Source organism: Thermobacillus composti KWC4 (assembly GCF_000227705.2).
Lineage (GTDB): Bacteria > Bacillota > Bacilli > Paenibacillales > Paenibacillaceae > Thermobacillus > Thermobacillus xylanilyticus.
The window spans coordinates 274,998-294,526 of sequence record NC_019897.1 but is presented as its reverse complement, the minus strand read 5'-3'; the positions used below and the strand labels follow the sequence as shown (position 1 = coordinate 294,526).

The window sequence follows — 19,529 nt, the reverse complement described above, 5'->3', positions numbered from 1 at the left end:
GACGACGAACCCCCCGAAGCCATGCTTCAAGGGGTTCGACACAGACGATTACTTCAGTTCGACGGTAGCGCCAGCTTCTTCGAGCTTCGCCTTGATCGACTCGGCCTCTTCCTTGCTGACTTTCTCTTTCAGCGGCTTCGGAGCGTTGTCGACCAGGTCTTTCGCTTCCTTCAGGCCGAGGCCCGTAACTTCGCGGACAACCTTGATGACATTGATCTTCGATGCGCCGGCGTTTGCCAGGATGACATCGAATTCCGATTGTTCAGCAGCTTCGGCACCGCCGGCCGCGCCGCCTGCAACAACCGCAACCGGAGCTGCGGCCGTTACGCCGAATTCTTCTTCGATCGCTTTTACCAGTTCGTTCAGTTCAAGGACCGTCATGCCCTTGATCGCTTCAAGAATTTGTTCCTTCGACATAGGATTACCCTCCATCAGGATTGAAGTTTTGCCGCGTGCCCGACCGGGCAGCGGATTATGCGCAATATATCTGTGCGATTAAGCTTCCGCTTCCTTCTTGTCCGCGACCGCCTTGACGGCGAGCGCGAAGTTGCGGACCGGAGCCTGCAGCACGCTGAGCAGCATGGAGAGCAGGCCTTCGCGGGACGGAAGATCCGCCAGCGCCTTGATCTCGTCGAATCCGACAACGCGGCCTTCGACCACGCCGCCCTTGATCTTGAGCGCCTCGTTCTCCTTCGCGAATTGGCTCAGAATCTTGACCGGAGCCACGGCATCGTCCTTGCCGAACGCAACGGCCGTCGGACCGGTGAGCACCGAATCCAGTTCCGTCAGTTCGGCGTTCGCCGTCGCGCGGCGGATGAGGGTGTTCTTCAGCACCCGGAACTCGATGCCCGCTTCGCGCAGCTTGCGGCGAAGTTCCGTCACCTGGGCGACGTTCAGGCCGCGGTAGTCGGTGAGGACCGTTGTCGCGCTTTCGCGAAGTTTCGCCGTAATTTCTTCAACGATCTGCTGCTTCTCCTGGATGATCCTGGCGTTTGCCATGATGGACACCTCCCGTGCATAGAGTCGCGCATCCGTAACCCGTCGGCCTCAGTACCCGATGCATGAACATGGCCTCCGCAGACAGCGGAGGCCATGACTCGCGCCGCCGGTTCCGAACGGTCCGGCGATCGCGTCTATTCATAGCACCTCGGTAGGACATTAAGCCTTGCGGCACCTACTGTCTACGGTACGCATATTCGATTTGGATGTGCGCCTTTCGAGAATCAACGATAGGCCGCCGTATTGACGGTAACGCTCGGACCCATCGTGGAAGAGATCGCGATCTTCTTCAGATAGACCCCTTTGGCCGCCGCCGGTTTCGCGCGGTTCAGCGCTTCGATGAGCGCCCGCAGGTTCTCTTCCAGCTTCTCGGCTTCGAACGACACCTTGCCGATCGGCGCGTGGATTTGACCCGCGCGGTCGAGACGGTATTCGATCTTGCCGGCCTTGATCTCCTGCACGGCTTTCGCCACGTCGAACGTGACCGTGCCGGCCTTCGGGTTCGGCATGAGCCCTTTGCCGCCGAGAATCCGGCCGAGCTTGCCGACTTCAGCCATCATGTCGGGCGTCGCCACGCAGACGTCGAAGTCGAACCAGCCTTGCTGGATCTTGTTGATCAGGTCGGAATCGCCGACGTAATCGGCACCGGCTGCTTCAGCCTCTTTCGCTTTTTCGCCTTTGGCGAATACGAGCACGCGCTTCGTCTTGCCCGTGCCGTGCGGCAGGACGACGACGCCGCGCACCGCCTGGTCTTGCTTCTTCGGATCAACGCCGAGACGAACGGCGACTTCAACCGATTCGTCGAACTTGGCCGTTGCCGCTTTCTTCACAAGTTCCACCGCCTGGCGCGGTTCATAGACCGCGTCGCGGTCGATCAGCTTGGCGGCTTCCTGATATTTCTTGCCGCGCTTTGCCATGTTGCTCTCCTCCTTGTGTGGTTGTAGCGGACAATCCCCTTGCGGGCATCCTCCCACTTCGAGCGGTCGCGGAGCGACCGCGGGACCAAGGTGAATGCGGAGCATTCACCAGAGCGGTTGCAGAGCAACCGCGAACCAGACCAGCCTCAAGCGCCGGTCAGTCTTCGATGACAATGCCCATGGAACGAGCCGTTCCTTCGACCATCCGCATCGCAGCTTCGACGGAAGCCGCGTTCAGGTCGGGCATCTTCTGCTCGGCGATTTCGCGAACTTTGCTGCGCTTGACCGTGGCGACCTTGCGCTTGTTCGGTTCGCCGGAGCCTTTCTCCACGCCTGCCGCGATGCGAAGCAGCACCGCTGCCGGCGGCGTCTTCGTCTCGAACGTGAACGAACGGTCTTCGAACACGGTGAGGACGACCGGAATGATCAGGCCAGCCTGGTCAGCCGTGCGGGCGTTGAACTCCTTGCAGAACTGCATGATGTTCACGCCGGCCTGACCGAGCGCGGGACCGATCGGCGGCGCCGGATTGGCCTTGCCCGCAGGAACCTGCAGCTTCACAACCTTGATGACTTTCTTTGCCATTTTGCAACACCTCCTGCCCCTGGAATGTGGTCAGACGGACCGCTTCCCACGCATCGGACGCCAACTTCGAATGCAAGCGCCGGACGCATGCTGCCGCAGCCCTCCCACCGCCGCACGCCAAAGCGCGCGGACGCCGGAAACCGGATAAATTATATCTTCTCCACCTGAGTATAATCGAGCTCAAGCGGGGTTTCCCTGCCGAACATATTGACGTGGACTTTCAGCTTGTTCTTGTCGAACAAGATTTCCTCCACCGTGCCGATGAAATCGGTGAAAGGCCCGTATTTGACGCGGACGGTGTCCTTCAGCTCGAATTCCATCTTCGGCTTCGGCTCTTCCATGCCCATATGTCTCAGGATCTGATCGACTTCTTCCGGCATGAGCGGCGTAGGCTTCGATCCCGATCCGGTCGATCCGACGAACCCCGTCACGCCCGGCGTGTTGCGGACGACATACCAGGAATCGTCGGTCTGAATCATCTCGACGAGGACATAGCCCGGATACACCTTGCGCTGAACGGTCTTCTTCTTTCCGTCCTTGGTGACCACTTCTTCCTCGGTCGGGACGAGCACGCGGAAAATTTTGTCCTGCATGCCCATCGATTCGACCCGCTTCTCGAGATTCGTTTTCACCTTGTTCTCATACCCGGAGTACGTATGGACAACATACCATCGTTTCTCCATATCCAGGCCACCTTCGGATTCGTTCATCAAACGATCAGTTCGAGCAGCTCGGAGATGATGATGTCCAGTACCCAGAAGTAGATCGTCACGAAGATAATCGCCACAAACACGACGATCGAGTAGCTCGTCAGCTCCTTGCGGTTGGGCCAGCGGACTTTCTTCAGTTCGTTCCAGCTGTCGGAGAAAAAGGCGATCGTCGAACCGAAGCCCTGTTTCATTCTCGCCAGGAAGGTCACGTCAATACCTCCAGTGCCTTATCTCGTCTCGCGGTGAGGCGTGTGCTCGTTGCAGAACTTGCAGAACTTCCTCAATTCGATGCGGTCGGGGGTCGTCCGCTTGTTCTTGGTCGTCGTGTAATTCCGTTGTTTGCAATTCGTGCAAGCCAGCGTAATGATCACCCGCATGTGAAGTACACCTCCCGAACATGAAAATGCCGTGTGCAGCATTCCGGCGAACCGCCGGGATCAGTTGCCCGGGCGACACGGTCTGCCGTCCCGTGTACGGCAAGGCCGGTCACAGGATAAAGCGCAAAAAAAATAAACCGTTCGCAATATATGGGGCTACCTAACCCACTTTAGCATAACGGATGTCCCGTGTCAACGCACAATGTGCGGGGTTGTCGTTGTTCTGTGATAATGTCACGGTATAACTGTTCTGAGATAATGTCACTATGGGACAGGAGAGAGTGACATTGACCAGAGCAGAATGGAAAAAGGTACTTGTGGTGGAGAAAATCCTCGACGGACACATGACCAACGCGGAAGGAGCGGCGGCACTCGGACTCGGCGTCCGGCAAGTGATTCGGCTGAAGAAGAAATATGTGGAAGAAGGAGGCGCCCAGGCACTGGCCCACGGTAATCGGGGAAGAAAGCCGAAACACGCGATCCCGGAGGAAGTCAAAGATCACGTCGTCGAGTTGTACACCACAACGTATCACGGCAGCAACAACTGCCACTTTGCGGAGCTTTTGGAGGAACACGAATCGATTAAGCTCAGCACACCCAGCGTAAGACGCATTTTACTGTCCAAAGGCATCAAGCAAGCCAAACCGCGTCGGCGCAAGAAGGCTCATCAACCGCGCCAGCGAAAGCCGCAAGCGGGCATGCTGTGGCAGATCGATGCGACGCCTTACGCCTGGCTGGAGGATCGGGCACCGTCCTTCACCCTCCATGCCGCCATCGACGATGCGACAGGTACCGTCGTTGGCGCCGTGTTCAGGCCCACGGAATGCCGCGAAGGCTACTCGCTGGTCATGATGCAAGGCATCCGGAACTACGGCGTGCCGCTGGGGCTTTACAGCGACAAACATACCATCTTCCGGTCACCCCATGAAACGCTGTCGCTTGAGCAGGAACTGGCAGGCGAAACCAAACCGCTATCCGACTTCGGCAAGGCAATGGCGGAGCTGCACATCGAGCATATCAAGGCCCTCTCGCCGCAAGCGAAAGGCCGCATCGAACGCCTCTGGGGGACGTTTCAGGATCGCCTGGTGATTGAGCTGCGGCTGCTCGGCGTGAAGACGATCGAGGAGGCCAACGAAGCGCTGCCCAAGCTGCTGGAGAAGCACAATCGCAAGTTTGCCGTCCAGCCCAAACAAGCGGAATCGGCATACATGGAGCCGGATCCGTCCGTCAAGTTGGAGCATGTGTTCACGGCCCGCAAGTACCGAAAACTGGGACACGGAAACACGCTCTCATACAACGGGAAGGTGTATACGTTCGCCAAGCCTTGCAAGTTCCGTTTCGACGCCAGAGCAACGGTTGAGGTGCGTGAGACGCTCACCGGTGAGGTGCTCGTATGGCATCATGGTCAGGCCATCGCGCTGAAGGAGACGGAAAAGCCGGTACGTGATCCTGCGACTCCAACAAAAAAGGCGGAACCTGCGCCACCCCGCAAGCCCGCCGCCAACCATCCATGGAGGTTGGCATGGAGTCCAAAGCAGCTTCAGCGTAACACAAATTTCGCGCCAGGCCAAGTCACCTGACCGGTGACTTGGTACATTCAAAAAGTGACATTTTCACAGACGAGTTAAGGTGACATTTTCACAGACGATTGACACGCACAATGTGCGGGGTCTGAGTCAAGTCAGCGTGGGCACCTTATTGGGGATGCTGGATCACAACCGAAAAAAGAGCCAATCCCTTGTTAGCGGTTTCAGTTTTTCTTCCTTCAGGAACTGCTCCAGATCCCTGGTATCAGTATCCTCTAAGTCCTTTTAATGCCATTCCAGTCGGGCGACTTTGCCATTGGCTTCTGAGCAGTCGGATCATTCCGTCAACATAGCCTTTCGCCGGTCGTATGGCGTCGTGAAGCAACCTCCGTACACTAACCACACGTTGCGGGGACTCAACTGCGTGCTCCTCGGCTTCTTCCAACCTGCCGATCTGCCTGCGTCGCATGACGGTCTCCAGCATCGCCCTGCAGCCTCGTTCACTCCAGCTGTATCCTCCGCGCTTCGTCCGTTTCGCCAACACCCGCATCTGGGCTTCCGCGCTTCCCATCGGCCTCATACCCCTCGTATCGATACCGTGTGCCTCAAGGGTCTTCCGGTAATCCTCCAGATGCTTGCGGTGCCGCCTCAAGAACGACTGGTAGGCGGTCCATTCTTCCCGTTTGTCAGGCGCAATCGCTTCGATCGGCACGCGCTCCACGGCCGCCATCAAGGCCGCCGGCTCCTGCCTGGCCAACGCCTGTCTTGCTTCTTTCCATACCTTCGGCAGGTGGCCCACAAACCGCTTCAGATCACGTGCCACATGGAAGCGATCCAGCGTGTAGATGCACTTGTGAAAGTACGATTCACATTCCCCGATCCACTTCGCTCCGTCTCCGCCCACCACCAGCCAGGTGTCCCCGTCGATCTCGTACCGTTCGGTCAGAAAGTCGCCAAACGCTTCCCAAAAGTCGCCCTCCCCCCGATGCAGATCATGCTGCTTGTTCCTAAGCCGCACACGCTTGCCGACCTGCTCCCAGCCCTCATGTACCACGGCAATCGCATGTTCCATCCCTTTCCGCTTCCGCCGTTGCAATTTCGTGTACAGGCCATCCGCTTCCACGAACAGCACCTTGGCCGGTCGTTTTTCTGTTGCTTTGACCGGCTTCTCCGCTTGCTCGATCAGCTTCCCGCGAATCGCCTCATGGCTGAGCACCGCATAGCCCAACAGTTGCTCAAGCCGTCTGGCGCTGTCACGATACGACGGCCCTTCCGCGGCAAAGGCAATGGCTGTTTCCAACAAATGCGGGCTGACTTTTCCTCGCCCCTCAAATCGCATGTGCTGGTCGAGCAAGTACACGTGTTTGCCGGTTTGGCGATCCATGTACAATCTCCGCTTGAAGCGAATGTTGCCAAACACCGTATTCACGCTGGTCTCCCGTTCAGCCTTGACGCGATACCGCTCTCGATCCCTTTGCTCCAAAATGATCTGATCCAACATCTCCAGCGTGCTTCTCATCGCGTCGACGAACATGTCTTGCATCTTTCTGAACATCCACTCTTCAAGCTCTTTCATTGCAGGAATGGCTGTGGTAAAGTGCTGCATAGGAGCCTCCTCCTTTGAGGGTGTTTTTTTGCCAAATTCCACTCTACCAAAGGAGAGGCTCTCTTTCTATGTCCGCTTTTTCCAATCTTTACCCCAACGCTAATTTTACTCTAACTGTGCGGGTGCTTTCCGCAGCGAGCCGCGCCAATGTTTCCCGTTTCAACCATTATGAACAAAAAAGGCCCCCTCCATACCCTTCCTTAAGCTTCTCGGAAATTCATTTCCGTTGTGGACTCTAGCTTTCTGGCCAGGGTCCTTTATTGTTTCACCCCCAAAATAGGGATGCGAACAAACTTTCCTCTTGACATTTTCGAAACTCCCCAACAATCGCCGAGAAGGCATTTTTTTACTGCCTATCTCTAGAAAATTGGGTGATTGTGTGAAAATCGTTTCTCGTTCTCACCAGGACTACTTGACCTTCGTAAGCGATCAACTGCGCAAGGAGTTCGACACCCCGGAAGCCATGTTGTTCTTGCAACACTTCTATCGCGACTTGATCTTCTGGATCACGCCGATCGATCTGTCCGCCACCGCTTCCTTGATGCGTTCGGCTTACTCCTCCAATCCCAGAGGCCGCAAGCCCCACGATCCCGCCGACATGCTCCGCTGCATGTTGCTCTTCACCAAGCTCGGGCTCAGTGTCGATGACGGAGTCGTCGCGCTGCGAACGACGCCGGTCTATGCCATTGTCTGCGGCTTTAAACCCGGTGAGACGCCGGGTGTCGGAACGTTCTACGACTTTTTCCCCCGGCTTTGGCGGGCATCCACTCCGCATAAGACCGGGCGCGTCAAACGCCGCTTGAAGAAGCCGCGGAAGAAGGGCAAAAAGAACGAAAAGCAAGAGCCCAAAAACCCCAAGATTACGGAGAAACTCGTCTCCCGCATCCTGCGCGAGGGCAAGATCCACTACGCCCCCAAGGAGCACGACCTGCTGCAACAGTTGTTCCAATCCCTGTTTGTCCTGCCTTCTGCGGCAAAAGGATTGCTTGGCGATACGAGCGCTTTCCGCGTCATCGGCGACGGATCTCCGGTTGAAACCGGCGCGCGTTCGTACGGCAAGTTCCTTTGCGATTGCCGCAAGTCGGGCAACTGGAAATGCTCCTGCAAACGGCAATTTTCCGATCCGGATGCCGATTGGGGCTGGGACAGCTATCGCGAGAAATATTACTACGGGCGTACGCTCTACATGTTCACCGCAGCCGACAGTCCTTACAATTTGCCCGTGTACCCGCGATTGTTTCGCGCCAGCCAACATGACTCGGTGTCATGGATCTGCGGCTACCGCGAGCTGCGTCACTGGTACTCGGACTGGAAGGTGGGAGAGGCGCTCCTGGATTCGGCCCACGACGCCCTCCCGATCTATACCATGCTGGAACACGATGATGTTTCCGCCATCATCGACCTGAATCTCAGGCGTTCCGGGCATACGGTATACAATGAAATGAAAATTGGCTCCGATGGCGTTCCTGTCTGCCCCATTGGACGCAAGATGGTCTGCTGGGGCAAGTGTTCCGGGCGACAGCGCATCAAATGGCGCTGTCCCGCCAAAGTCGGCAAATGGGAATGCCCGACTCCCTGCTCGCCTTCCGATTATGGAAGAACGTTCTACACATCCACCGCGGATAACCCGCGCCTGTTCCCGCGCATCCGCCGTGACAGCAAGGAATGGAGAAAGCGTTACGCGCTGCGAACCGGAGTGGAGCGTTGCATCAAGCGCCAGAAAGTCGATTACAACCTGGAAGCTTCGCGCGGGCGCAGTTCCCGCCACTGGAACATTCGCGTGTACTTGATCGCCATGTGCCAGCATGCCGACGCGTGGCTGGAAGAAGCGAAGAAGCAGAAGCAGCTCGTCTCTGTCGAGCAATGGCTGGAAGGCTTGGCGGCAGCTTAACGCCAAAGGACTTCATAGCATTTTTTAAAAAATGCCCTTTTGAGGGTTCTTTGGCATGCACATTCTTGAAAACAGCTTTCATAGGCGCCGCTTCATCGACATTTCTGCCTCATTCACCCCTCATTCGGACTCAGAACGACTGCTTAATTCCGAGCTCCTATTTCCTTCGACCGATTCTCGCCCGCAGCGCCGCACACCGGTGCTGCATACCCGTCCTCGAGTCCTCACGTCCGGAACATACCCCCGTCCGAACCTCGCCGATAAGCAAAAACGCCGACAACGCATTCCTCGTCATCGACATGATCACGATCACGAATGGAATTTGGTGCATTTTTGCGCTACATTGGGCGGTACCGGCGTATGGCGCGCGAATCCGGTGCATTTTTGCACTATATTGGGTCCAATTCCGTCGGTGCATCGAAATCCGCATCCGGAAGCCGCCGGCCGTCCCGACTTCGCATCGCCGCCAGGCATCCGCCACCGGCATCCCTCTCCGGCATCCGTCACCGACATCCGACGCCCCGGCTTTCGCCATCGCCGTGCGTTTTCCAGTGTTAGCGCTTCCGAATCGCCGGGCGCCTTTGCCAGGCCGTTTTGCGCCCTTATCCGCCGACGTTCCGGATTTCCAGGTAGCGCTCGAGCTTGCGCTTGACGCGCTGCAGCGCGTTGTCGATCGACTTCACGTGCCGGTCCAGATCGACCGCAATCTCCTGGTAGGACCGGCCGTCCAGATAGAGCATGAGCACCTGGCGCTCGAGATCGCTCAGAATCTCGGCCATCTTGTCCTCCAGCCCGACGAACTCTTCCTGGTTGATGATCAGTTCTTCGGGATCGGATACGCGCGATCCGCTCAGAACATCCATCAGCGTCCGGTCGGAATCCTCGTCGTAGATGGGCTTGTCCAGCGAAATGTAGGAGTTCAGCGGGATATGTTTCTGCCGGGTGGCCGTCTTGATGGCGGTGATGATCTGCCGCGTGATGCACAGCTCGGCGAACGCCTTGAACGACGCGAGCTTGTCGCCCTTGAAGTCGCGGATCGACTTGTAGAGGCCGATCATGCCTTCCTGGACGATGTCTTCGCGGTCCGCGCCGATCAGGAAATACGACCTGGCCTTGGCCCGGACAAAATTCTTGTATTTGTTGATCAGGTACTCCAGCGCATCGCTGTCGCCTTCGCGCACCGCCTCGACAATGTCTTCGTCCGATCTCGATTCATATTCACGCATACGCGCTGCTTTGAGGTCGACGCCCACGAACTATCCCTCCGGCCTGCAAGACGTGTACGCAACCGAGCCCGCACGAAGCGGCGCAATAATAGATTCAGTATAAAGGATGATCTTTTGGAGCGTCAACAAGGGCGGGCCGGCATTTATTGTAACAATGGGATCATGCCGGAAACGGACGCCGCGCCATTCCCTGTCGCTGCTTCCAGGTTTTGGAATGCTCGTTCTCGTCAAGAAGGCCTTCCGGCGATGCCGTGCAGGAGAATGTCCACCGTCCGCTCGATCTCTTCTTCCTCGTCGAACGGAAAATCCGGCGCCAGGAAGACGTGGAACACGATCATGCCGACGAACTGGCTGACGGTCGACCGGATGACGCGCCACGGCGGTATCTCCTTCAGCACGCCCTGCGCCTGGAAGTGCAGAATGGCCTTCTCGACCCGCGTGACGACGATATGGGTGAACAGCTCCTTGACCTGCGCGAGCAGCTCCGGCTGAAACGGCACCTCGTGGACCAGAATCTTGATCAGTTTCATGTTCTTGCGGGCGAATTCCAGCCGGTCCCGCAAGATCGCGCGCAAGAAATCTTCAACCCGGTCGTACGGAAGTTCCAGCAGCCTGGCGAAATCGCGCATGAGGAACGGCGCGAACAGCTTGGCCGCGACCGGACCGGCGATCGACAGCAGCAGGTCTTTCTTTGTCTTGTAATGACGAAAGATCGTCCCTTCCGCGACGCCGGCCCGCTGCGCGATCTCGCTCGTGGAAGCGGCGGCGAACCCCTTCTCCGAGAAAACCTCCACGGCCGCCTCGATGATCCGGATCTGCTTCTCGGTTTTCTTCCCGTCATCGTCTTCGAGCCGGCGGAGCAAGTCGACCAGCCATTGTTCCTTCTCGTCTGTCATGGCGGCTCTCTCCTCGCTCCTCTCGGAAAATCGTCTGCCACCTCAGGTTACTATATTTTCCGATGCTTGCGCAATGCGAGCACGTTGGCCGCCATGAAGACGAGCGCAAGCCCGAGCAGGACGAAGACTTCGCGCGCGATGGCGCTCCAGCCTTCGCCGCGGATCATGACGTCCCGCAGCGCGTCCGCGCCGTATTTCAGCGGCGTCACGTGCGACAGCCAACGAAGCCACGGGGATATGCTCTCCAGATCGAACAGGCCGGAGAAAAACACTTGCGGCACGATGACGAGCGGAATGAACTGGATCATCTGGAACTCCGTATCGGCGAACGCGGACAGGAATGTGCCGAGGCTCAGTGCGGTCAGCGACAGAAGCAGCATGATCAGGAGCACGTACCCGAACGATCCGACCATAAGGCTCCCGAGCGCACCGACGGCATAGCCCGCGATCAGCACGGCCTGCAGGCTTGTGAAAATGCCGAAGCCCGCCGTATAGCCGGCCACGATCTCCCAGCGGCGCAGCGGCGTGGCGAGCAGACGCTCCAGCGTGCCGCTGGTCCGCTCCCGCAGGAAGGATACGCCCGCGATCAGAAAAACGAAGAAAAACGCGAACAAGCCGATCAATACGGGGCTGAGGCTGTCGAAGGCCGACATGTCCGGTCCGCCGTGCAGATATTCAAAGGCCGGCAGGGTAACGGCGCCCGCCTGGCTCTGCAAGACGGCGAGATTCTGCATGGTCGCCTGCATCACCGCCATGGCGGCGCGGTTCTTCGCCGGGTCGCTGCCCTCCAGCTTCACCCGGGGCCCGCCGGCATCCATCCGGACGATCGCATCGATCTCCCGGCCGGCGAGCGCTTTCTCGGCGTCTTCCGCGCTGCCATACACCGTCACTTCGGCATGGTGTTCGCCGAGATGCTGCGTGATCGGGTCCGGCACCTGGACGACGCCGATTTTCGGCTGATACGTATCGCCGTCGAAAACAAGATAAATCAGCGACAGCACGGCCAGGGGGACGATGATCAACAGCGCCAGCGTCCGCTTGTCATGGATGAACTGGCGGATGATCCGGACGATCAGGGCGCGGATTCTCATGCGCGGACACCCCCGTAATGGAGAAAAGCTTCCTCGATGGACGCGGTTCCCGACTCAGCCTTGAGCTCCTCCAGCGTGCCCGTGGCGATCAGACGGCCGTCGCGGAGCATGCCGAGCCGGTGACATTTCTCGGCCTCGTCCATGACGTGCGTCGTGGCGAGCACCGTCGTGCCCCACCGGCTCAAATTTTGCAGTTCGTCCCAGATTGACTTGCGCAGCACGGGGTCGATGCCGACGGTCGGCTCGTCGAGGATGAGCACCTCCGGCTCGTGCAGCAGCGCGATGGCCAGCGACAGGCGGCGCTTCATGCCGCCCGAGTACGCGCTGACGGGGCGGTTCAGGTGCGCGGTCAGGTCCACCAGTTCCATCGCTTCCCGCATGCGCGTCTTCAGCCTGCCGCCGCGCAGGCCGTACAGCGATCCGAAGAACGCGAGGTTCTCCCGGGCGGTCAGCTCCGCATACAATGCATCGGACTGCGCCATGTATCCGATCCGGCTCAACATTTCCAGCTTCGGCATGCGGATGCCGAGCACGTCGATCTCGCCGCCGGTCGCCTTGTCGATGCCGGCCAGCATCTTGACCAGGGTCGTCTTGCCCGAGCCGGAAGGACCGAGCAAGCCGAAAATCTCGCCGGAGCGGACCGTCAGCGTAATGCCGTGAAGCACTTCCTTGTCGCCGAACTTGCGGGTGACGCCGCGGACCGAGATGCACGCGGCCTGTTCGCGGGACATGGCAACCCCTCCCGTTACAAGAGTGAGTAATCACTCACTATTCCTTGAATCCAGTATAAACCTGGCTTCCTCTGTCAGTCAAGTGAGTACTCACTCATTTTTGGGGTTAAAAAAAGCCGGACCGGCGGCAGAATTTACGCTTTGTCCGCATCGTCCGAATCGATGCCGCCGCGCCGCATCCGCTCCAACTTGGTGCGGATGTCCAGATCCAGCAGGCTGTCCAGCGGATTGCGCTTTACCGGCGGCGTCCGGCGGAGGGCGTCGCCGATGAATTTGCGGTTCTGCTCGATCTCGATCAGCAATTCGCGGGCCGAAATGCGCAGCGCGCCCTTGCCGAAAGCGACATGCTGCTCCACGAGGTCGGAGGTTGCGACATAGATGTGCCGCCCCCGTCCCGACAGTTCGCCGACGAGACGCTCGATGCATTCGTCCGCGGTCTCGTTTTCCTTCGTATAGATGACGGTCAGCTTCTGCTGCTTGTAAGTCCGGCCGAGACCGGGCACCTGGTGCGCGTCAAAAATGACGTACACCCGCGTGCCGGAGTAACCCTGATATTCGGCGAGCAGATCCAGCAGCCGGTCGCGCGCTTCCTCGAAGTCGCGTTCCTTCAGCCTTTCCAGTTCGGGCCATGCGCCGATCATGTTGTAGCCGTCGACCAGGAGCACGACTTCCCGACCCGCGGACATGTCAGCCGTCCCGCTCCGGAGACAGACCGCTGCCTCCGGCTGCTTCCAGCGCGGCGTTCCGCTGTCGGACGGCTTCATACAGCAGGACGCCCGCGGCGACGGAGGCGTTCAGTGAATTGATCCTGCCGAACATCGGCAGTTTGACGAGAAAATCGCATTTGTCCCGGATGAGCCGGCCGATGCCGCGTCCTTCGCTGCCGATCACAATGGCCAGCGGCAGCGTCAGGTCCGCGCGGTAGACGTCGTCCCGCGCGCCCGCGTCGGCGCCGGCGATCCAGAGGCCGCGCTCCTTCAGCCGGTCGATCGTCTGCGCCAGGTTCGTAACCCGGGCGACGGGCACGAACTCGGCCGCGCCGGCCGACGCCTTGTACACGGCGGCCGTAAGGCCCGCCGAGCGCCGCTTCGGAATGACGACGCCGTGCGCGCCCGCGCATTCGGCCGTGCGTAGAATGGAACCGAGGTTGTGCGGATCCTCGATCTCGTCCAGCAGCAGAAGGAGCGGCGGCTCCCCCTTCGCCTCGGCCGCTTCGAGCAGCTCGTCCAGCTCCGCGTAGCGGTGGGCCGCCGCCTGCGCGGCGACGCCCTGGTGGGCGATCCCCTGCGCGAGCTGATCGAGCCGGCGCCGGTCCACCGTCTGGATGACGATGCCGCGCCGGCGCGCTTCCGCCTCGATCGGCTGGATCAGCGCGCGCTGGACGCCTTCGGCGATCCAGATTTTGTGGATCTCCCGGCCGGCCTTGAGCGCCTCCAGCACCGGATGCCTGCCGGCGATGATTTCATCTTGATGCTTGCTGTCTTCCCGACCGGTCATCGGTCATCCTCCTTGCGATGAACTGCGGCATCCGCGCCCGCGGACGGCTCGCCCAATTCCGTCAGGCGCAAGAGCTCCGCCATGCGGTCGAACTTTCCCGCATAATACAGCCAGCCGAACAGGCACTCCAGCGCCGTCGCATGCCGGTAATCGCGGATGTCCGCGCCCTTGGGCGGCGCGCCGGACTTCGCGTTGCGTCCCCGGCGGACGATCTCGGCTTCCTCCTCCGTCAGGTGCGGCTGCAGCTTCTCGAGCAGCGCGCGCTGCGCCTTCGCGGAGACGAACCGGACGGCGCCGCGGTGCAGCTCATCCGGCTTGTGGTTCGGCCTGGCCGCCAGATGCTGGCGCACCAGCAATTCGAACACGGCGTCGCCGACATAGGCGAGCACCACGGGATTCATGAGGTTCAGCGGCTTGGCCGGCGGCATGACCGGCCATGCTCCGGACTTCGTCATACCGTTCATTTGCGGCGCCAGCGCACGCCTTGCGGCGTGTCCTCGAGAAGGATGCCCCGATTCGCCAGCAGATCGCGGATCTCGTCCGCGCGCGCCCAGTTCTTGTTCCGCCGCGCCTCCGTCCGCTCCGCGATCAGCCGCTCGATCTCCTCGTCCTCCAGCTGCGCGGCATCCGCCGGCGGCAGGAAGCCGAGCACCCGATCCATCGCCTCCATCTCGTCGAGAAGCACCCGGATGACGGCGCCCGACAGCACTTCCCGCTTGAGTGCCTGATTCGCCTCGCTGACCAGGTCGAACAGCGCGGTCACCGCGTCCGGCGTGTTGAAATCGTCGCTCATCTTCTCATGGAAACGGGCGCGGATCTCCGCGATCCGCTGATCGAGCTCCGGCTCGCCGGTCGACCCGGACGCGCGCGCCTGCTCCGCCTCGGCGGCGCCGCGGCTGCCGAGCGCGGCCAGCCGATGGTTCAGATTCACATGGCAGTTCACGATCCGCTCGATGCTGTTCTCGGCCTGCCGGATCGTCTCGTCGGTGAAATTGAGCGGACTCCGGTAGTGCGTCGACAGCATGAAATAGCGCACCGCCGCCGGCTTCGTCCGCTTGAGCAGTTCCTTCACCGTAATGCCGTTGCCGAGCGACTTCGACATTTTCTCGTTGTTGATGTGAATGTAGCCGTTGTGCATCCAGTACCGCGCCAGCGGCTTGCCGGTGAACGACTCCGATTGCGCGACCTCGCACTCGTGGTGCGGGAACTGCAGGTCGTGGCCGCCGCCGTGGATGTCCAGCGTGTCGCCCGCGTATTCCCGCGCCATCGCCGAACATTCGATGTGCCAGCCGGGACGTCCCGGCCCCCACGGGCTTTCCCAGAAAATTTCCCCCGGCTTCGCCGCCTTCCACAGCGCGAAATCCTGCGGATTCTCCTTCTTCTCGCCGACCTCGATCCGGATGCCGTACTGCAGCTCCTCCGGATTCTGGTGCGAGAGCTTGCCGTATTCCGGGAATTTCAGCGTGCGGAAATAGACGTCGCCGCCGCTTTCATACGCATATCCGCGTTCGACAAGCCCCTGGATGAACGCAATGATCTGGGGAATATGGTGCATGACGCGCGGGTTGACCGTCGCCTTCCGCACGCCGAGCGCCTCGATGTCCTCGTTGAACGCCGCGATGTACTTCTCCGCCACCTCCGGTACCGTCGAACCGATGTCCGCGGCTTTGCGGATCAACTTGTCGTCGACGTCCGTGAAGTTGACGATATAGTTCACTTCGTAGCCGACCGCTTCCAGATAGCGCCGCACCACGTCAAAGAAGATTGCCGGCCGCGCGTTGCCGATGTGGATGTAGTCGTAGACGGTCGGTCCGCATACGTACATGTTTACTTTGCCCGGCGTCAGCGGGACGAACACTTCTTTCTCCCGCGACATCGTGTTGTAAATTCTGATTTGGCCGTCTGCCATGTCACGCGTCTCCTCCGGTCGTGATCTTGAGCTTGTGCATGTCCGCCTCGTCCCGCTCCGGCGCGGTTTCCGCGGCCTGCGCCCGCGCCTGACGGTCTGCCGCTTCCCGCTTCAACGTTTCCAGCTCTCCCCGAAGCTCCTCGATCTCCCGCTGCATGCTGCGGAACATCTCCATGATCGGGTCCGGAATTTTCGTATGGTCAAGCCGGTCGACCCGGCGGCCGTTGCTCCGGACGATCCGTCCGGGGATGCCGACGACCGTGCTGTTCGGCGGCACTTCCCTCACGACGACCGAGTTCGCGCCGATATTCGAGTTGTCGCCGACCTTGAACGAGCCGAGCACTTTCGCCCCCGAGCCGATGACGACGTTGTTGCCGATCGTCGGATGGCGCTTGCCTTTCTCCTTGCCCGTGCCGCCGAGCGTGACGCCCTGATAGATGACGACGTCGTCTCCGATCTCGCACGTTTCGCCGATGACGACGCCCATCCCGTGGTCGATGAACAGCCGGTTGCCGATTTTCGCGCCGGGGTGGATTTCGATTCCGGTCATGAACCGGCTGAACTGCGAGATGATGCGCGCAAGCGTGTAGAACTTCCGCTTGTACAGCGCATGCGCCATCCGATGGAACCAGATGGCATGCAGTCCGGAATATGTGAAGACGACTTCGAACCAGCTGCGCGCCGCGGGATCGTTATCGAATACCGCCTGAATGTCCGACCTCAGCCGACGAAACATCCTTCCCACCCCCTGAAAAACGACTTCGCATACACCGCCCGTTCCGCGCATCGCGCCCGACGACCCGCCGGTCTTTCACGCCAAAAAGCCTCTGCAGCCGAAGCTGCAGAGGCACGGTCGATGCGGTTCCACTCTGCCTGGGAACCCCTCTCCTCCGTTCGCTTGAAGCGAACGGTCCGGAGTCACGGTCGGTTCCCGTCTCTTGCCGCGTGTAACGGCGCGACCCGCCGCCGCCTACTGCCGCCGGCATTTGAGGGGCCGCGGGTTCGGGGCGAAGCTCCCAGGCGCATGTTCGGTTCCGCGGAATGGACAACTTCCAGCCGGCAGGCGGGGGCGGTCAGCCGCTCGCATGCCGGTTGTCCTCTCTGCGATTCCTGCCGGAACGTACTTCTCCTGTTCAACGCTTGTCGTCTGTATCGCTAGTCTGTCTGCTCCCTCCGCACCTGCCGCGCATGGACGGGAGCACGTCTGACTGTAGTATAACTTGCGGTGCGCAATCTTGCAATCCGCCGGGTTGGCCGTCATTCCGCCGGCCGCGCAGTGCAAAAATGCACCATATTTCGCCGCTTTTTCGGGATTTGGGCGAATGTAGTGCATTTTTGCACTATGTCGGACGACCGGCGGAGCGCTGCATCGGGCTCATCCGAACCGTCAGCCAGGCCCGAATCCGGTTCACCCGCCTGCATCAACCCAAGCCGCTGCTGCAGGCGCGCACGGCCGTCAACCGGCACGTCAGCCCGGCATGCCGGCCCGAAACCTCGGCCCGGAGCTTTCAGCCCGGCGCGTCAACCCAGCCGCTGCTGCAGGCGCTGCACCGCTTTCTCCCGGCCGAGCAGTACGATCGTCTCGTTCAGGTCCGAACCGTGCGTCTGGCCCGTCAAGGCCGCGCGGATCGGCATGAACAGCTGCTTGCCCTTGAATCCCGTCGCCTGCTGCACGCCCTTGATGAGCGCCTTGACGCTGTCCGCCGTCCATTCGTCCGCGGAGCGGAGCGCGTCCAGGAACGCGCGCAGCACCGTCGGCACATGCTCCTCGCGCAGCACCTCGGCCGCCTCCGGCTCGTCCGCGAGGTCATCGCGGAAGAACACCTCGGCGAGCGGCACGATATCCGCCGCGCTGCGCAGCTTCTCCTGGACGAGCGCCACGAGCCGCTTCGTCCACTCCAGCTGCGCCTGATCCGGCTCCGCCGGCAGGAAACCCGCCGCCTGCAGATGCGGCACGCAGAGCGCCGCGATCCGGTCCGCGTCGGCCCGCTTGATGTAGTCGTTGTTCATCCACGCCAGCTTCTGCGTGTCGAACACGGCCGGGCTCTTGCTGAGCCGCGCCGGCGTGAAGATCTTCGTCAGCTCTTCCCGGGTGAAGATCTCCTGCTCGCCCTCCGGCGACCAGCCGAGCAGCGCGATGAAATTGAACAGCGCTTCCGGCAGATAGCCGAGCTTGTCGTACTGCTCAATGAATTGGATGATCGACTCGTCGCGCTTGCTCAGCTTCTTCCGCTGCTCGTTCACGATCAGCGTCATATGGCCGAACACCGGCGGCTCCCAGCCGAACGCTTCATAGATCATGAGCTGGCGCGGCGTGTTCGAGATGTGATCCTCGCCGCGCAGCACATGGCTGATCTTCATCCCGTGGTCGTCGGCGACAACCGCGAAGTTGTAGGTCGGGATGCCGTCTTTTTTCACGATGACGAAATCGCCGAAGCCTTCGGACTCGAACGAAATCTCGCCCTTCACCATATCGTTCCAGGCGTACGTTTTCCCTTCCGGCACCCGGAAACGGACGCTCGCCTCGCGGCCTTCCGCTTCCAGAGCCGCGCGCTCCGCGTCGGTCAGGTGCCGGCATCTGCCGGAATAGCGCGGCGTCTCGCCGCGGGCCGCCTGCTCTTCGCGCTCCCGCTCCAGCTCTTCCTCCGTGCAGTAGCACTTGTAGGCGAGGCCGCGCTTCATCAGGTCGTCCGTCAGCTCCCGGTAGTAGTCCAGCCGCTCCGTCTGCCGGTACGGACCGTACGGCCCGCCGACATCGGGGCCTTCATCCCAATCGACGCCGAGCCAGCGCAAATATTGCAGCTGGTTCTGCTCGCCGCCTTCGACGTTGCGTTTCGTGTCGGTGTCTTCGATCCGGATGATGAATTTTCCGCCCGCGCTGCGCGCGAACAGATAGTTGAACAGCGCCGTTCTCGCGTTGCCGATGTGCAGATGCCCCGTCGGCGACGGCGCATAACGGACGCGGACTTCGCTTGTCATGCCCGGCATCCCCTTTCCGCTGTCAGTCATGATCAAATTCGAGGCTGCATCGCCCCTCTAAGCCTGCTTCACCAGACATACGGCTGCCTGTGCCGCAATGCCCTCTTCCCGGCCCGTGAAACCGAGCCGCTCCGTCGTCGTCGCCTTCACATTCACCTGCGACGGCTCGTCCGCTTCCAGCACGCGCGCGATGGTCTGCGCCATCTGCGGAATGTAAGGCGCCATCTTCGGCCGCTGCGCGATGATCGTCGCATCGACGTTGCCGAGCCTGTAGCCCCGCTCCTTCGCGAGCGACCATACGTGTTCGAGCAGCTTCACGCTGTCGGCGTCCTTGTACGCCGGATCGGTGTCGGGAAAATGTTTCCCGATATCCCCGAGTCCCAGCGCGCCGAGCACCGCGTCCGCAATCGCATGCAGCAGCACGTCGGCGTCCGAATGGCCGAGCAGCCCGCGCTCATGGGGAATCGTCACCCCGCCGACGATGAGCGGCCGCCCTTCCGCGAACGCATGCACGTCAAAACCTTGTCCGACCCGGATCATGTTGCCCGCTCCTTTGGTGTTGCCGCCGTTGTCCGCGTCCGGAGGCGTGCC

Annotated in this window: 21 protein-coding genes and 1 other annotated feature; of the genes, 2 read left to right on the top strand and 19 right to left on the bottom strand. The window is 60.5% G+C overall.

Annotated features, from left to right (window positions below):
- Positions 1 to 48: 48 nt before the first annotated feature.
- From rplL to rpmG, 7 genes are all read right to left on the bottom strand, one after another.
- Positions 49 to 417 carry a 50S ribosomal protein L7/L12 gene (gene rplL / locus THECO_RS01295; protein WP_015253277.1) on the bottom strand — a complete coding sequence of 123 codons (369 nt, stop codon included), beginning with the start codon at positions 415 to 417 and terminating at the stop codon, positions 49 to 51.
- Positions 418 to 495: 78 nt separating this feature from the next.
- Entirely contained in the window at positions 496 to 999 is a 504-nt protein-coding gene (gene rplJ, locus THECO_RS01290) for a 50S ribosomal protein L10 (RefSeq protein ID WP_015253276.1), read from the bottom strand.
- Between the two features lie 54 nt (positions 1,000 to 1,053).
- Positions 1,054 to 1,205: a sequence feature (ribosomal protein L10 leader region), on the bottom strand.
- A gap of 18 nt (positions 1,206 to 1,223) precedes the next feature.
- Positions 1,224 to 1,916: a 50S ribosomal protein L1 gene (gene rplA / locus THECO_RS01285; protein ID WP_015253275.1), complete on the bottom strand. Its 693-nt coding sequence runs from the start codon at positions 1,914 to 1,916 to the stop codon at positions 1,224 to 1,226.
- A 157-nt stretch (positions 1,917 to 2,073) separates the two neighbouring features.
- The gene (gene rplK, locus THECO_RS01280) at positions 2,074 to 2,499 is read right to left on the bottom strand and encodes a 50S ribosomal protein L11 (protein WP_015253274.1); all 426 of its coding nucleotides are present in this window, start codon (positions 2,497 to 2,499) and stop codon (positions 2,074 to 2,076) included.
- A gap of 149 nt (positions 2,500 to 2,648) precedes the next feature.
- Positions 2,649 to 3,182: a transcription termination/antitermination protein NusG gene (nusG, locus tag THECO_RS01275; protein WP_015253273.1), complete on the bottom strand. Its 534-nt coding sequence runs from the start codon at positions 3,180 to 3,182 to the stop codon at positions 2,649 to 2,651.
- A 26-nt stretch (positions 3,183 to 3,208) separates the two neighbouring features.
- Positions 3,209 to 3,418 (bottom strand): preprotein translocase subunit SecE, encoded by a 210-nt coding sequence (gene secE / locus THECO_RS01270; protein ID WP_015253272.1) that lies wholly within the window; start codon positions 3,416 to 3,418, stop codon positions 3,209 to 3,211.
- Positions 3,419 to 3,436: 18 nt separating this feature from the next.
- Positions 3,437 to 3,586 (bottom strand): 50S ribosomal protein L33, encoded by a 150-nt coding sequence (rpmG, locus tag THECO_RS01265; protein ID WP_015253271.1) that lies wholly within the window; start codon positions 3,584 to 3,586, stop codon positions 3,437 to 3,439.
- Positions 3,587 to 3,873: 287 nt separating this feature from the next.
- Here rpmG and THECO_RS01260 point away from each other — a divergent pair, with 287 nt between their 5' ends.
- Complete coding sequence (locus THECO_RS01260; RefSeq protein ID WP_015253089.1) at positions 3,874 to 5,166, top strand: ISNCY family transposase; 1,293 nt, start codon at positions 3,874 to 3,876, stop codon at positions 5,164 to 5,166.
- A gap of 211 nt (positions 5,167 to 5,377) precedes the next feature.
- Here the strand turns inward: THECO_RS01260 and THECO_RS01255 are convergent, their stop codons facing one another.
- Complete coding sequence (locus THECO_RS01255) at positions 5,378 to 6,718, bottom strand: ISLre2-like element ISTco3 family transposase (RefSeq protein ID WP_015253270.1); 1,341 nt, start codon at positions 6,716 to 6,718, stop codon at positions 5,378 to 5,380.
- A 379-nt stretch (positions 6,719 to 7,097) separates the two neighbouring features.
- On the opposite strand from THECO_RS01255, the gene THECO_RS01250 reads away from it, so the two are divergent.
- Positions 7,098 to 8,609 carry a hypothetical protein gene (locus THECO_RS01250; protein WP_041853721.1) on the top strand — a complete coding sequence of 504 codons (1,512 nt, stop codon included), beginning with the start codon at positions 7,098 to 7,100 and terminating at the stop codon, positions 8,607 to 8,609.
- A gap of 602 nt (positions 8,610 to 9,211) precedes the next feature.
- Here THECO_RS01250 and sigH read toward each other — a convergent pair.
- From sigH to ispF, 11 genes are all read right to left on the bottom strand, one after another.
- Entirely contained in the window at positions 9,212 to 9,862 is a 651-nt protein-coding gene (gene sigH / locus THECO_RS01240) for an RNA polymerase sporulation sigma factor SigH (protein ID WP_015253268.1), read from the bottom strand.
- Positions 9,863 to 10,062: 200 nt separating this feature from the next.
- The gene (locus THECO_RS01235) at positions 10,063 to 10,731 is read right to left on the bottom strand and encodes a TetR/AcrR family transcriptional regulator (protein ID WP_015253267.1); all 669 of its coding nucleotides are present in this window, start codon (positions 10,729 to 10,731) and stop codon (positions 10,063 to 10,065) included.
- 50 nt (positions 10,732 to 10,781) lie between these two features.
- Positions 10,782 to 11,822, bottom strand: a complete 1,041-nt coding sequence (locus THECO_RS01230; protein ID WP_015253266.1) for an ABC transporter permease — start codon at positions 11,820 to 11,822, stop codon at positions 10,782 to 10,784.
- A complete protein-coding gene (locus THECO_RS01225; protein ID WP_015253265.1) occupies positions 11,819 to 12,553 on the bottom strand; it encodes an ABC transporter ATP-binding protein in 735 nt (244 codons plus the stop codon). Before THECO_RS01225 ends, THECO_RS01230 begins: the two co-directional genes overlap by 4 nt.
- Positions 12,554 to 12,687: 134 nt before the next feature.
- Positions 12,688 to 13,239 (bottom strand): NYN domain-containing protein, encoded by a 552-nt coding sequence (locus THECO_RS01220; RefSeq protein ID WP_015253264.1) that lies wholly within the window; start codon positions 13,237 to 13,239, stop codon positions 12,688 to 12,690.
- Between the two features lies 1 nt (position 13,240).
- Positions 13,241 to 14,050, bottom strand: a complete 810-nt coding sequence (gene rlmB / locus THECO_RS01215; protein WP_015253263.1) for a 23S rRNA (guanosine(2251)-2'-O)-methyltransferase RlmB — start codon at positions 14,048 to 14,050, stop codon at positions 13,241 to 13,243.
- Positions 14,047 to 14,478, bottom strand: a complete 432-nt coding sequence (locus THECO_RS01210; protein ID WP_015253262.1) for a Mini-ribonuclease 3 — start codon at positions 14,476 to 14,478, stop codon at positions 14,047 to 14,049. The genes rlmB and THECO_RS01210 overlap by 4 nt, the downstream gene beginning before the upstream one ends.
- Positions 14,479 to 14,510: 32 nt before the next feature.
- Positions 14,511 to 15,959 (bottom strand): cysteine--tRNA ligase, encoded by a 1,449-nt coding sequence (gene cysS, locus THECO_RS01205; RefSeq protein ID WP_015253261.1) that lies wholly within the window; start codon positions 15,957 to 15,959, stop codon positions 14,511 to 14,513.
- 1 nt (position 15,960) lies between these two features.
- Positions 15,961 to 16,695 carry a serine O-acetyltransferase gene (gene cysE, locus THECO_RS01200; protein WP_015253260.1) on the bottom strand — a complete coding sequence of 245 codons (735 nt, stop codon included), beginning with the start codon at positions 16,693 to 16,695 and terminating at the stop codon, positions 15,961 to 15,963.
- Positions 16,696 to 17,480: 785 nt separating this feature from the next.
- A complete protein-coding gene (gene gltX, locus THECO_RS01195; protein WP_015253259.1) occupies positions 17,481 to 18,938 on the bottom strand; it encodes a glutamate--tRNA ligase in 1,458 nt (485 codons plus the stop codon).
- Between the two features lie 57 nt (positions 18,939 to 18,995).
- The gene (gene ispF / locus THECO_RS22085; RefSeq protein ID WP_232427769.1) at positions 18,996 to 19,478 is read right to left on the bottom strand and encodes a 2-C-methyl-D-erythritol 2,4-cyclodiphosphate synthase; all 483 of its coding nucleotides are present in this window, start codon (positions 19,476 to 19,478) and stop codon (positions 18,996 to 18,998) included.
- Between the last annotated feature and the right edge of the window lie 51 nt (positions 19,479 to 19,529).